The sequence below is a fragment of the Neisseria sp. P0014.S009 genome, from assembly GCF_051958155.1.
Lineage (GTDB): Bacteria > Pseudomonadota > Gammaproteobacteria > Burkholderiales > Neisseriaceae > Neisseria > Neisseria flavescens_C.
Genome location: NZ_JBQCVS010000012.1, coordinates 50,239 through 64,054, shown reverse-complemented (window position 1 = coordinate 64,054; position 13,816 = coordinate 50,239). Strand labels below are relative to the sequence as shown.

General features: G+C 48.8%; 12 protein-coding genes and 3 tRNA genes. 5 read left to right on the top strand and 10 right to left on the bottom strand.

Translation table 11 applies throughout. The features are described from left to right. Positions 1-123: 123 nt before the first annotated feature. From ACTHS4_RS09175 to ACTHS4_RS09165, 3 genes are all read right to left on the bottom strand, one after another. Positions 124-1,479, bottom strand: a complete 1,356-nt coding sequence (locus ACTHS4_RS09175) for a PFL family protein (protein ID WP_036493871.1) — start codon at positions 1,477-1,479, stop codon at positions 124-126. A 15-nt stretch (positions 1,480-1,494) separates the two neighbouring features. Next, the gene (locus tag ACTHS4_RS09170; RefSeq protein WP_003680574.1) at positions 1,495-1,767 is read right to left on the bottom strand and encodes an ACT domain-containing protein; all 273 of its coding nucleotides are present in this window, start codon (positions 1,765-1,767) and stop codon (positions 1,495-1,497) included. A 107-nt stretch (positions 1,768-1,874) separates the two neighbouring features. Continuing rightward, on the bottom strand, positions 1,875-3,020 hold the full coding sequence (locus ACTHS4_RS09165; RefSeq protein ID WP_070825543.1) for a polyamine ABC transporter substrate-binding protein: 1,146 nt from the start codon (positions 3,018-3,020) through the stop codon (positions 1,875-1,877). Between the two features lie 328 nt (positions 3,021-3,348). Here ACTHS4_RS09165 and ACTHS4_RS09160 point away from each other — a divergent pair, with 328 nt between their 5' ends. After that, entirely contained in the window at positions 3,349-3,885 is a 537-nt protein-coding gene (locus ACTHS4_RS09160; protein ID WP_070825544.1) for an RNA pyrophosphohydrolase, read from the top strand. A 68-nt stretch (positions 3,886-3,953) separates the two neighbouring features. Then, positions 3,954-5,939 (top strand): DNA topoisomerase IV subunit B, encoded by a 1,986-nt coding sequence (gene parE, locus ACTHS4_RS09155; RefSeq protein WP_070825545.1) that lies wholly within the window; start codon positions 3,954-3,956, stop codon positions 5,937-5,939. A gap of 189 nt (positions 5,940-6,128) precedes the next feature. On the opposite strand, the gene ACTHS4_RS09150 is transcribed toward parE, so the two are convergent. The 4 genes from ACTHS4_RS09150 to ACTHS4_RS09135 all read right to left on the bottom strand — a co-directional run bounded on the left by ACTHS4_RS09150 (position 6,129) and on the right by ACTHS4_RS09135 (position 7,690). After that, a tRNA-Asp gene (locus tag ACTHS4_RS09150) sits at positions 6,129-6,205 on the bottom strand. A gap of 32 nt (positions 6,206-6,237) precedes the next feature. Beyond that, positions 6,238-6,313: transfer RNA gene (locus ACTHS4_RS09145), tRNA-Val, on the bottom strand. A gap of 125 nt (positions 6,314-6,438) precedes the next feature. Then, positions 6,439-7,032, bottom strand: coding sequence for a GTP cyclohydrolase II (gene ribA / locus ACTHS4_RS09140; RefSeq protein ID WP_003685106.1), 594 nt, complete (start codon positions 7,030-7,032; stop codon positions 6,439-6,441). After that, complete coding sequence (locus ACTHS4_RS09135) at positions 7,025-7,690, bottom strand: hypothetical protein (protein WP_440365786.1); 666 nt, start codon at positions 7,688-7,690, stop codon at positions 7,025-7,027. Before ACTHS4_RS09135 ends, ribA begins: the two co-directional genes overlap by 8 nt. A gap of 161 nt (positions 7,691-7,851) precedes the next feature. Between ACTHS4_RS09135 and ACTHS4_RS09130 the strand changes: the two genes are divergently transcribed. Together ACTHS4_RS09130 and ACTHS4_RS09125 are read left to right on the top strand one after the other, a co-directional pair. After that, positions 7,852-7,936: transfer RNA gene (locus tag ACTHS4_RS09130), tRNA-Leu, on the top strand. Between the two features lie 163 nt (positions 7,937-8,099). Then, on the top strand, positions 8,100-9,440 hold the full coding sequence (locus tag ACTHS4_RS09125; protein WP_070825547.1) for a DUF2868 domain-containing protein: 1,341 nt from the start codon (positions 8,100-8,102) through the stop codon (positions 9,438-9,440). A 73-nt stretch (positions 9,441-9,513) separates the two neighbouring features. Here the strand turns inward: ACTHS4_RS09125 and ACTHS4_RS09120 are convergent, their stop codons facing one another. The 3 genes from ACTHS4_RS09120 to grpE form a co-directional block, all read right to left on the bottom strand. Then, the gene (locus tag ACTHS4_RS09120) at positions 9,514-9,732 is read right to left on the bottom strand and encodes a hypothetical protein (RefSeq protein WP_070825548.1); all 219 of its coding nucleotides are present in this window, start codon (positions 9,730-9,732) and stop codon (positions 9,514-9,516) included. A 267-nt stretch (positions 9,733-9,999) separates the two neighbouring features. Continuing rightward, complete coding sequence (gene dnaK / locus ACTHS4_RS09115) at positions 10,000-11,931, bottom strand: molecular chaperone DnaK (RefSeq protein WP_070825549.1); 1,932 nt, start codon at positions 11,929-11,931, stop codon at positions 10,000-10,002. 304 nt (positions 11,932-12,235) lie between these two features. Next, entirely contained in the window at positions 12,236-12,796 is a 561-nt protein-coding gene (gene grpE / locus ACTHS4_RS09110) for a nucleotide exchange factor GrpE (RefSeq protein ID WP_070825550.1), read from the bottom strand. A gap of 150 nt (positions 12,797-12,946) precedes the next feature. Between grpE and cysE the strand changes: the two genes are divergently transcribed. Further along, positions 12,947-13,765, top strand: coding sequence for a serine O-acetyltransferase (gene cysE, locus ACTHS4_RS09105; RefSeq protein WP_440365783.1), 819 nt, complete (start codon positions 12,947-12,949; stop codon positions 13,763-13,765). The last annotated feature ends 51 nt before the right edge of the window (positions 13,766-13,816 follow it).

The following is a 13,816-nucleotide window of genomic DNA, read 5'->3' as shown; positions in this document are numbered from 1 at the left end:
AGGTGCTCATGGAAAATCCCCTAAATGTCTTGGTGGGAATTTAGGGGATTTTGGGGAATTTTGCAAAGGTCTCAGGCCGTCTGAAAATCAATTTCAGACGGCCTTTTATGTTCATCAATCCAATCAGTTTTTCATTGATTGAACCGGAGCCGGGATTCTGCCGCCTCGGTTGACGAACACTTCGCATGAACCTTCTTTGACCGGCATTACAGGCGCGTAGCCCAATAGGCCACCGAACTCAACGCTGTCGCCGACGGTTTTGCCGGTTACCGGAATAATGCGCACGGCAGTAGTTTTGCTGTTGATCATGCCGATAGCGGCTTCGTCGGCAATGATGCCGGAAATGGTGTGCGCAGGCGTATCGCCGGGGACGGCAATCATGTCCAAACCAACGGAGCATACGGCGGTCATGGCTTCGAGTTTGTCCAGTGTCAGCACACCGGCTTCAGCAGCCGCAATCATGCCCTCGTCTTCCGAAACAGGGATAAATGCGCCGCTCAAACCGCCGACCGCGCTGGAAGCCATCATGCCGCCTTTTTTCACGGCATCATTCAGCAAGGCCAAAGCCGCTGTCGTGCCGTGCGTACCGCAGACGCTCAAACCCATTTCTTCAAGAATGCGCGCCACCGAGTCGCCGACGGCAGGGGTTGGTGCCAACGATAAATCGAGAATACCAAACGGGATATTCAACATTTTTGAGGCTTCGCGGCCGATAAGTTCGCCCACGCGGGTAATTTTGAAAGCGGTTTTCTTCACAACTTCCGCAACTTCGGTCAATGTCGTTGCATCTGAATTTTCCAACGCGGCTTTTACGACACCAGGGCCGGAAACGCCGACATTGATAACGGCATCCGCTTCGCCCGAACCATGAAACGCACCCGCCATAAACGGGTTGTCTTCTACTGCATTACAGAACACGACGATTTTGGCGCAACCGAAACCTTCGGGCGTGATTTCGGCCGTGCGTTTGATGGTTTCGCCTGCCAGCTTGACCGCATCCATATTGATACCGGCACGCGTGCTGCCGATATTGATGGAGCTGCACACGATATCGGTAGTCTTCATCGCTTCGGGAATGGAACGGATCAGCACTTCGTCCGAAGGCGACATGCCTTTTTGCACCAGCGCGGAAAAGCCGCCAATAAAGGACACGCCGATGGCTTTGGCAGCCTTATCCAAAGTTTGCGCCACGCTGACATAGGAATCGGCATGGGTGGCCGCGGCGATTTGGGCAATCGGCGTAACGGAAATACGCTGATTCACAATCGGTACGCCGTATTTGGCAGACAGATATTTTGCCGTCGCCACCAAGTCCTTACCGACTGTGGTGATTTTATTGTAAATATTTTGGTTCAACACATTGATATCGCTGCTGATGCAGTCGTGCAAATCAATGCCGATGGTAATGGTGCGCACGTCAAAATTCTGGTCGGCTACCATTTTGACGGTTTCTAAAATCTCGCCGGATTGAATACTCATGACTCTCCCTCCGACTTAAATACGGTGCATGGCTTGGAAAATTTCTTCGTTTTGCATACGAATATCAAGCGCGAGTTTTTTGCTCTCCTCCGCAAACAAATCCAAAACCTCTTGACGCGATTTGGTGCATTTTGAAGTATCCACCAAAATAATCATGGTAAAAAAATCGTCCATCAGCTGTTGGCTGATGTTGAGAATATTGATTTGGTTTTCCGCTAAAATTTTGGAAACGTCGTACACAATGCCCACACGGTCTTTACCGATGACGGTGATGACTGAATTGTTCATAACGCTGTTTCTCCTCATAGGATATTTGAAAAGTGTTGACAATTATAACACTCAGGCCGTCTGAAAAACTGTTTCAGACGGCCTGAGTATTCAAATTTCAATGTTAATTATCGTCCTGCTTTCAAAGCCTGCCACAGGCGAACGCTGAGTTTGCTCGCATCGGTTGACTTGGGAGAGACGATAAAGCTTTTTTCCATCAATTCTTTGCTTGGGAAAATCGATTCGTCAGAGGTATATTTTTCATCCATCAAATCACGCGCCGGACGGCTGGCCGGAGCATAAGTCACATAGTTGCCGTTTTTGGCCGCTGTTTCCGGATTGAGCGTGTGATTGATGTATTTGTGGGCATTGGCCACATTTTGCGCATCACGCGGAATCATCAGCGAATCCACCCAAATACCGACGCCGCTTTTCGGCGCCAATACTTCGACTTCGACGCCGTTTCCTGCTTCTTTGGCACGGGTTTTGGCAATATTGAGGTCGCCGCCATAGCCTACCGATACGCAAAGATTACCGGCAGCCATATCATCAATATAGCCCGACGAGGTAAAGCGTTTGATGTCGGGACGCACTTTTTTCATCATATCGACTGCGGCTTTGATGTCGTCAGGGTTTTCGCTGTTCGGATCTTTGCCCAAATAATGCAAAGCCAAAGGAATCTGCTCGATGGCGCTGTCGAAATAGCTGATGCCGCAGGATTTCAGTTTTTGGGTGTATTCAGGATTGAACACCAAATCCCATTCGTTTTCAGGCAGTTTGTCCGTACCCAAAGCCTTTTGAACCTGCTGCTTGTTAATCGCCAGCGTATTGATGCCCCAGAAATAAGGGACGGCATATTCGTTGCCCGGATCGACGGTTTCCATCATTTTCAACAAATCGGGATCGATATTGGCGTAATCGGGAATTTGCGATTTGTCGATTTTTTGATACGCGCCGGCTTTAATCTGACGGCCGACATTGGCAATAGAAGGCGCAACCAGGTCATAACCCGACTTGCCGGTCAGCAGCTTGGCTTCCAGCGCTTCGTTGCTGTCGTAGTAATCGTAGCGGACGTTGATATTCGTATTTTTTTCAAACGCAGACAGCGTGGCAGGATCGACATAATCCGACCAGTTGTAGATATTGAGTTTATCCGTTTGAGAGGAAGAAGTTTGAGTTTGAGATGCGGAAGATTCTGCGGCGGTTTCTTTTCCACCGCTACACGCAGTCAAGACGAGGCTCACGATTGCCGCCGCCATCAAAGATTTTTTCATGGTTTCAGACCTTTTGTTCGGGGGGTAAAAATATTGCAGCGGTGGCGGATGCCACTTACAAAAGGGAAACTGTGGGGGCGGCCGGCATGTGTCCTTTGCCCTTGATTCAGCAAGGTTTGCATTAAACGGCAAAAAGCTTTTGAATGCAAGACCTTAAATCAGAAAAAAATTTCATTTTTCAGACGGCCTGAAGCTATGGTTTTATTCATAAACAACATTTTTTCAGAAACAGTCTCATGCCGTCTGGAAAAAACTGTGGGCTTATTCAGACGGCCTCAAGATTTGTCAAAACCGCCCAATTTGTGGGAAAATTGCACGATTGAATTTAATGAAGGGCGACCCCGTGTTAGACAGAGAAGGCTATCGCCCCAATGTCGGTATTATCCTGATTAACGAACGTAACGAAGTCTTTTGGGGCAAACGCGTACGCGAACATTCATGGCAGTTTCCGCAAGGCGGCATCAAGCCGGGCGAAAGTCCTGAGACCGCCATGTACCGCGAATTGTACGAAGAAGTCGGCCTGTTGCCGCAACACATCAAAATCGTTAGCCGTACGCGCGACTGGTTGCGTTATGACGTGCCCAGCCACTGGGTGCGCCGCGAATGGCGCGGTTCGTATCGCGGACAAAAACAGATTTGGTATCTTTTGCGTTTGGTCGGCCGCGACAGCGACGTCAACCTCCGCGCCTGCCACCATCCTGAGTTTGACGGCTGGCGCTGGCACCAATACTGGGCGCCGGTTGACGAAGTCATCGACTTCAAGCGTGGCGTGTATTTGGACGCATTGACCGAACTCTCCCGTTTCTTGCGCGGCATAGAAAGCTATGAAGACTTTATCCGGCGCAATCCAATAGAAAACCTATAATCCAAACGCTTTCAGGCCGTCTGAAAGCGTTGTTTTTCATCCTTTCAGACGGCCTTTACATTATTCCTATGGCTAAAAACAATCAATACAGCGAATCCAGCATTACCGTCCTCAAAGGCTTGGAGCCGGTCAAAGAACGTCCCGGCATGTACACCCGTACCGACAGCCCGACCCATATCTGTCAGGAAGTGATTGATAACGCGGCGGATGAAGCGTTGGGTGGTTTTGCGACTGCAATTGACGTGCAAATTCATGAAGACGGTTCTCTTTCCGTCCGTGATAACGGCCGCGGTATTCCCGTCGGCCTGCACCCTGAAGAAGGCGTACCCGTAGTCGAACTCGTGTTCACCCGTCTGCACGCAGGCGGCAAGTTCAACAAAAAAGACGGCGGCAGCGCGTATGCCTTTTCAGGCGGTCTGCACGGCGTCGGCGTATCTGTTACCAACGCCCTTTCCACCCGCCTTGAAGTAACGGTCAAACGCGAAGGCAAAGTCCACCGCATCGTCTTTTCCGGTGGCGACGTCATTGAGCCATTGACTGAAGTGGGCAAATGCGCCGTCAAAGACAGCGGTACCGAAGTGCGCGTGTGGCCGGACGGCAAATATTTTGAAAGCCCGAATTACAGCATTCCCGAACTCGAACGCCTGCTGCGCGCCAAAGCCGTATTATTGCCGGGCGTACGCGTTTCACTGACCCGCCCAGTCAAAGGCGAAGACGAAGCACACACCCAAACCTGGCACTATCCAGACGGCCTGAAAAGCTATTTGACCGATCTGATTGCCGACGCTCAGGAAGCCGTACCTATCTTCTCTTGTGAAAACTACATTTCAGACGGCCACAACGGCGATTTCAGCATTGGCGAAGGTGCCGCGTTTGCCCTGACTTGGCTGGAAGAAGGCTCGTGTGCCAACGAAAGCTACGTCAACCTGATTCCCACCCCTTTGGGCGGCACGCATGAAGCAGGCTTGAAACAAGCCGTGTTCAACGCCGTCAACAACTTCATCAATCTGCACAACCTCTTGCCGCGCGGCGTGAAAGTGCAAAGCGACGACGTGTTCGGCAAAACCGCCTTCGTCCTCTCCGCCCGAGTCCTCGACCCGCAGTTCCAAGGTCAAACCAAAGACAAGCTGACCAACCGCGACGCGCTGAAACTCGTTGCCACCGTATCGGGCGACCCTTTGGAATTGTGGCTGAACCAAAACGTGGACTACGGCAAAAAAATCGCCGAACTCGCCATCCGTCAGGCACAAGCACGGATGCGTTCGGTTAAAAAAATTGAAAAGAAAAAAGGCAGCGGCGTCGCTGTCTTACCCGGTAAGCTGACCGACTGCGAAAGCGAAGACATCCGCGAAAACGAACTCTTCCTCGTCGAAGGCGATTCCGCCGGCGGCTCCGCCAAACTCGCCCGCGACAAAGCCACACAAGCCATCCTGCCCCTGCGCGGCAAAGTGCTCAACAGCTTTGAAGTCCACCCAGACCAACTCTTCGGTAACGCCGAAATCCATGATATTTCCGTCGCCATCGGCGTTGATCCACATGGAATCAATGACAATCCCGACTTAAGCGGCCTGCGCTACGGCAAAATCGCCATCCTGTCCGATGCTGACGTGGACGGTTCGCATATTCAAGTTTTGCTGTTGACCCTGTTCTACCGCCACTTCCCGAAACTGGTTGCCGACGGACACATCTACGTCGCCCAGCCTCCGCTATTCCGCGTCGATGTCAACGCACAAGGCAAAAGCAAACCCGCCCGCAAATTCTACGCCCTCGATCAAAACGAACTCGACAGCATTTTGGAGCGACTGCAAAAAGAAGGCGTTAAAGAAACTGCTTATTCCATCAGCCGTTTCAAAGGCTTGGGCGAGATGAACCCCGACCAGCTCAAAGACACCACCATGCACCCCGACACCCGCCGCCTGTTGCAAGTGCAAATCCCAGAAGGCGCGGATGACGAAACACGCGACATCTTCGTCAAACTAATGGGCAAAGGCGAAGCCGCCGCCCGCCGCGCATGGATGGAAAAAGAAGGCGATACGGCAGAATTGGATATTTAATCCATTGTTTCAATAGACTAAAGGCCGTCTGAAACTTTCAAAGTTTCAGACGGCCTTTTTTCAATCATCAGAAATTAAGATTAAACAGTATTTCAATATCCTGTTACTTACCTGTTTCTATTTTCGCAGTTTAATAGTGTCTTTAAGAAAAATAAAAAAGCACTAATATTATCAGTGCTTTTTAAATAATGGCGCGGCGGACGGGGCTCGAACCCGCGACCCCCGGCGTGACAGGCCGGTACTCTAACCAACTGAGCTACCACCGCGCATCCACTGTCAAAGATAATGAAAGGAAACTTGGTGGGTGATGACGGAGTCGAACCGCCGACATTCTGCTTGTAAGGCAGACGCTCTACCAACTGAGCTAATCACCCGATAAGCCGACATTAAATCAAAAAATCAGGCTACGCGCAAGGTTTTTATTTAAATAAAAATATATCCCATTGAAAGAATATAGAATATTTTATTTAAACGCAAAAATTACCGTTATGCCTATCCATCAATCAAAAATCAAATGTCCCAATTTATCCGCTTTAGTATGCAGATAACGTTCATTTTCCACATTTTCGCCGACATGTAATGCAATCCGTTCGACCACATTAATGCCGGAATCTTTCAACGTTTGGATTTTTTCAGGATTATTGGTCAACAATCTGACCTCCCGAATATGCAGATAATCATAAATCTGCTTGGCCAAAGTAAAGTCGCGCGCATCAACAGGAAGGCCGAGCGCTACATTGGCCTCAACCGTATCCAAGCCTTGGTCTTGCAGTCGATAAGCACGGATTTTGTTTATCAAACCAATGCCCCTGCCTTCTTGGCGCAAATATACGATAACGCCACGCCCTTCTTTCTGAACGGCCTGCATCGCCGCTTGCAACTGAGGGCCGCAATCACATTTCACCGAAAATAAAGCGTCACCGGTCAAACACTCGGAATGAATACGCGACAACACAGGCAGGCCGTCTGAAACATCGCCCATCGTCAATGCGACATGTTCCTGCCCGCCCTCTTCTTCGAAGCCGTGCATGGTAAATTCGCCCCATTCCGTAGGCAAACGGCATGACGCGACAAACTTCAACGCGTTACTCATTTTCCGCTTCCTCGTTTTCAGCTACGCCCAAGAGGTTTTTCAAAGGTTCTGCCAAGGCTAATGCAAGGGCAATCCAGGCCACCAACACTTCGTCAGACGCACCGTCCTTGACATCAAATTCAGCATATACCACGCCTAAAACCGCACCGCTGGGCATACAGACAGGAACAGAAATCTGACTCAAACCGGGATGATTGCGTTCGGCCGACAATTCACCAATTTCCTGCCAATACGCCACATTCTGACAAACATTCATCCAGCCGCTTTGCGCCGTACGCACAGCCAAAAAAGCCTGTCCGGCCTGCTCGTCGATTGGAATCACATTTTCCAACGGCATGCCCCAACGGCTCAGTCGAACCAGCGACAACGCACCATCTTTTGGAAACGCTGTATAAACTGCTGCGCTTTTCAAATGCTCGGTGCGCTCGGCAACCGAATCCAAAGCCATAAAAATCTGTTTCAGCAACAATTCATGTTCGGCATCAACATAATCCGCCAACTGCCAACCGTCTTCAGACGGCCACAAAATCGAACGCTCAACCGAAGCATTGCCCATTTTAATCACAGCTTGGGCAGTCAAATAAGCAACATGTATCTCATCCGCAGGCAACTTCAAACCTTGCGTCTGCAAAAAATCTTTAATCAATAAAGCAGGCATCAGCCCTTCCTCACCAAATGGAAAGTTGAGGCCGTCTGAAAACAAACCCTGCTTTCAGACGGCCAGAATAAACCATTATATAAGGGATAAGCCGAAAAATTCAAGCAAACAAGACTTTGCACCCCCATTAATCTTGTGTATAATCCACGGTTCAAATTAGTGCGGACGTGGCGAAATTGGTAGACGCACCAGATTTAGGTTCTGGCGCCGAGAGGTGTGAGAGTTCGAGTCTCTCCGTCCGCACCACACTCAAAATGAGCAGCTTTCGGGCTGCTTTTTTTACATCTATTCCACTATATACCCTATTCAAAATCAAAACTGCTTTTAATTTTTTGACCTTTGCAAAAGAGGGGTTTATTTGGGGGTATAACAGACGTTTCCATTTTATCTTTCAGACGGCCTATCATTTATGTTGAATCCATCGCAAAAACTTGTCGAATTAGTCCGTATCCTTGAAGAACGTGCCTATATTTTTCCGGGAGATCCTGTGCAGGCGACGGAAGCGTTGCGACATATTGATGGCGGCAACGAGGAAAAACTGATACGCCGTGCCCAAATTATCGACCGCGACCAGCATTTGAAATATGTGCTGCAACAGGTGGAGACAGGCTCGTTTTGGCTTTGGATTGTTGCGGCGACGTTGTTGTTTACGGTCGGTTTTTCCAGCACTTATCTGTTGATGGACAATCAGGGGCTGAACTTTTTTCTGGTATTGGCCGGGATTTTGGGCATGAATACAGTCATGCTGCTGGTGTGGCTGGCGACTTTATTCCTGCGTTTGAAAAATGTGCACTTTATCAGCAGTCCGACAACTTGGTTCCGAGGTAAAGACCCGGTCAATCAGGCAATTTTGCGGCTTTATGTGGATGAATGGCGCAAACCGCAAACGCGTTGGCTGATTGGTGCAACTTCACACGGCCTGTGGCTTTGCACGCTGTCGGGAATGTTAATTTCTGTTTTGCTGCTGCTTTTGGTGCGTCAATATACGTTCAACTGGGAAAGTACGCTTTTAAGCAATACGGCATTGGTGAAAACAATTGAAGCTTTGTCATGGCTGCCGGAACGTTTGGGCTTTCCTGTTCCCGACAGTCAGGCCGTAATTGCAGGCCGTCTGAACAATCATATCGAAGATGCACGCGCTTGGGCGGGTTTACTCATCGGCAGCATTATCTGCTATGGCATTCTGCCGCGCTTGCTTGCTTGGCTGGCTTGCAAAATTACTTTAAAAACCCTGCGCGAATGTTTGGATTTGAATCAGCCCTACTATCAAAACATCCTTCGCACATGGCAAACGAAGATTGTTGATGACGATGATTTTCACGAAAACATCGTTCCCGTTTCATCCAAAATTACGCTGAATAATGCGCCCAAATGGGCTGTTACACTGGAAACGAAATGGCCTGATCCGCTTTGGTTTTCCGGCGTTTTGGCGCAAGAATGGATAGATAAAGGCGTTGCCGCCGGCAGAAAAGATTTGGAACAATTGGAAGCCGAATTGAAACAAACTCCAGCGCAACTTCTCATCGGCGTACGCACGCAAACTGTTCCCGATCGCGGCATTTTGCGTCAAATCAGCCGTTTGGCCGAAGCTACGGACGGCGGCGTTATCATTCAGCTTTTGAATCAAGACAGTTTCTCTGAAGATTTGGATACCAAACTGGATTATTGGCGCGATGCGCTGGCAGAAAGAAACATTGCCTGGCTGGAGCCGACCCGTTTGGCACAAGAAAAACGGCAAAGCTCTATTTGACAGATAAATCGAAGGCCGTCTGAAACCTGATGTTTGGGTTTCAGACGGCCTTATTTATTGTTGAGGATTCATCTTAATGATGGTCGTGGCGATGCTCTTGATGATGTTTGGGCTTGGCTGCGTGGTGTTTGGCTTTAGGTGCAGTTTTTTTCATTTTTTGCAGTTTGGCTTTTTTGTGCATACGCTCTTGTTTCGGATGCATTTCGTGTTTGCCGTGTGCAGAAGCGACCGGAGCCAATACCAAACCGGCAGCCGCAACCATCAAAGAGGTCATTTGAATCAATTTTTTCATATTTATCTTCTTTCAAGTGGTTGATTTGAGGTAAAAATAAGGATTTATTCGCACTCAAGCGATGGACAAATATTAATGGCTTTGACTGTCAGCTGCTATCAGTATTCGGCGAAATCTGTTCAAAATTCGGCAATAGAAGTATGGCAACACAATGATGTAGCAAGCTTTTGAAAGTTTACCGTCAGTTTTGACAAAGCGTCTTTACACATTTCCCAAACGACAAAAAGCGCGAATCTTTCGATTCGCGCTTTTTTCAGACGGCATCAATTATTTTTTGTCGTCTTTTACTTCTTCAAAGTCGGCATCTACCACGTCATCGTCTTTCTTGGCGGAAGACGGTTCGGCTTGTGCGCTTTCGCCTGCTTGGGCTTCAGCTTGTGCTTGAGCGTAAACCATTTCGCCCAATTTTTGGCTGGCTGCACCCAAAGCTTCGGCCTTGGCATCGATAGCGGCTTTGTCGTCGCCTTTAACTGCTTCTTCAGCTTCTTTCAACGCAGCTTCGATTTTTTCTTTCTCTGCAGCATCGAGTTTGTCGCCGTAGTCAGCCAGAGATTTTTTCACAGAGTGAATCAGGGCTTCGGCTTGGTTGCGGGAAGCGACCAATTCAGTCAGTTTTTTATCTTCTTCAGCGTTGGCTTCGGCATCTTTCACCATGCGTTCGATTTCTTCTTCGCTCAAACCTGAAGAGCCTTGGATGGTGATGTTGGCCGCTTTGCCTGTACCTTTGTCTTTGGCGGAAACGTGCAAGATACCGTTGGCGTCAATGTCAAAAGTAACCTCAATTTGTGGCATACCGCGTGGTGCAGGTGCGATGTCGGTCAAGTTGAACTGACCCAAAGATTTGTTGGCAGAAGCGCGTTCGCGTTCGCCTTGCAGTACGTGGATGGTCACTGCGCTTTGGTTGTCTTCGGCAGTAGAGAACACTTGAGACGCTTTAGTCGGAATAGTAGTGTTCTTTTGAATCAGCTTGGTCATCACACCGCCCATGGTTTCGATACCCAAAGACAGAGGAGTTACGTCCAGCAGCAATACGTCGCTACGGCCGCCGCTCAATACTTCGCCTTGAATCGCTGCACCTACGGCAACAGCTTCGTCAGGGTTCACGTCTTTACGAGGCTCTTTACCGAAGAAGGCTTTAACGGCTTCTTGTACTTTCGGCATACGGCTTTGACCACCAACCAAAATCACGTCGTCGATATCGCTGGTGCTCAAGCCGGCATCTTTCAATGCGATTTTGCAAGGCTCGATAGAACGTTGGATCAAATCTTCAACCAGGCTTTCGAATTTGGCACGGGTAATTTTCATGGCCAAGTGTTTCGGACCGGTTGCATCCATAGTGATGTATGGCAGGTTGATTTCAGTTTGCTGACCGCTGGACAATTCGATTTTGGCTTTTTCAGCAGCTTCTTTCAGACGTTGCAGAGCCATTACGTCTTGTTTCAAATCAATGCCTTGTTCTTTTTTGAATTCGTCAATGATGTAGTCGATCAAGCGTTGGTCGAAGTCTTCACCGCCCAAGAAAGTATCGCCGTTGGTAGCCAATACTTCGAATTGTTTGTCGCCGTCGAGGTTGGCGATTTCGATGATGGAAATATCGAAAGTGCCGCCACCCAAGTCATATACGGCTACTTTGCGGTCTTTGTTGTCGCCTTTGTCCATACCGAATGCCAAAGCGGCAGCGGTTGGTTCGTTGATGATACGTTTTACTTCCAAACCTGCGATGCGGCCTGCGTCTTTGGTAGCTTGACGTTGGCTGTCGTTGAAGTAGGCCGGAACGGTAATCACGGCTTCGGTGACTTTTTCGCCCAAGTAAGCTTCGGCTGCTTCTTTCATTTTACGCAAAACTTCTGCGGAAATTTGAGGAGGAGACAGCTCTTTACCTTGCGCTTTCACCCATGCGTCGCCGTTGCTGGCTTTGATAATTTCGAAAGGCATAGATTCGATGTCGCGTTGAACTTCTTTGTCTTCAAATTTGTGGCCGATCAAACGTTTGGCGGCGTAAATAGTGTTTTTAGCGTTGGTTACCGCTTGGCGTTTTGCAGGCGCGCCGACGAGGATTTCGCCGCCGTCCAAATAAGCGATAACGGAAGGAGTGGTGCGTGCACCTTCTGCATTTTCGATCACTTTGGTTTGACCGTTTTCAGAAATGGCCAAACAAGAGTTGGTTGTACCTAAGTCAATACCGATTACTTTTGCCATATTATGTTGCTCCTAATAAATAAACTTTTCTAAATTAATAATCCTGTGGAACATTTCGTTCCGATGGCTTGTAAATAAGGTTGCTTCATTTTTTTTCAAGGCTTAATTTGAATTTTTTTTTAAATTAAATTCAAGTACTTGATTTATTTATCCACAAGCCGTTTATTCTTTTTCCAGACAGCCGGTTTTAATTTTCCGATTCCGGTTTATCGGAATGATTTTCTAATAGCGGAATATCGGGTTTTGAAACCGGATAAGGCCGTCTGAAGATTTTATGCTTGATAAACTTTATCAAGCGGTGCCTTCAATCTTCTTTTTTCGCCACGACAACCATCGCAGGACGCAGCACGCGGTCAGATAGTGTGTAGCCTTTTTTCATCACACTGACGATGGTATTCGGCTCTTGCTCGCTGACGACTGCCTGCATCGCTTGATGTTGGTGCGGATCGAGTTTGTCACCCGGCTGTGGGTTGATTTCTTTAATGTGTGTGGCATCAAATGCTTTTTGCAGCTCGTTCAAAGTCATTTGCACGCCCATTTTCAGGGCATCGAAATTACCGCTTTGGTCGAGCAGCGCCATTTCAAGATAGTCTTTGACAGGCAGCATTTCGGCCGCAAATTTTTGTCCGGCGAATTTATGGGTATCGGCAATTTCTTGCTGATGGCGGCGGCGCAGGTTTTGCTCGTTTGCCAAACCGCGCAGCTCACTGTCTTTGAGTTGGCCTTCCAACTCGGTGACACGCGCCTGAAGCTCTTCGTAAGTCGGTTCTGCTTGTTCGGTTTCAACGGTTTCGGCAGTCTCTACGGCTGCCGCTTCCTCGGCTTCGTTTTGGTGTTGTTCGTTACGATCCGTCATTTCTGACATCCTTTTAGAGTGTTAGCATTCAATAATCCATATATAAGGCCGTCTGAAAAAACTTCAAGCATTTGAACGTCGATTATCAAATGCCTTGTTAAAAGACGTTGGAAAACGGTAAGATAGCCATCTGATTTTATTCTTCAGACGGCCTCGAATATGAAAAAAGACCATTTGAATTCAACTGATTTTAATCTGTGGCACACCATCCGCGAAGAAACCGAAGCCGCAGCCGCAGCCGAACCGATGCTGGCGAGCTTCCTACATCAAACCGTGTTGCGCCACGATTCGCTCGATTCGGTACTTGCCTACCATCTTTCCAGCAAGCTCGGCAGTCCGATTATGGATGTACGCGCGCTGTTTGAAATTTATCAGCAGGCTTTGAGCGTGGACACCCGTATCAGCAAATGCGTCGAGGCCGACTTAAAAGCCATTTACGAGCACGACCCGGCTTGTGACGAATATTCGCTGCCGCTGTTGTATTTCAAAGGTTTCCACGCTGTACAGGCACACCGCATCAACCACTGGCTCTATCAAAACGGCCGTAAAACGCTGGCGTATTTCTTGCAAAACCGCATGTCGGAAGTCTTCGGTGTTGACATTCACCCAGCCGCCCGTTTCGGTCACGGTTTAATGCTCGACCATGCCACCGGTTTTGTGGCCGGCGAAACCGCCGTCTTAGGCAACAATATTTCCATCCTCCACGGCGTAACGCTGGGCGGTTCGGGCAAAGAAAGCGGCGACCGTCACCCGAAAATCGGCAATGGCGTGATGATTGGTGCGAATGCTTCGATTTTGGGCAACATCCGCATCGGCGAAAATGCCAAAATCGGCGCAGGCAGCGTGGTGGTTGCCGACGTACCGTCTTCGATTACCGTTGTCGGCGTACCGGCCAAACCGGTCGGCCGCTCTTCCAAAACTCCGTCTGCCGATATGGATCAAAGCATTCAATTATCAACAACGGATTTTGTGATTTAAGCAATCTGCCATTTAAAAGGCCGTCTGAAAGATTTGTTCTTTCAGACGGCC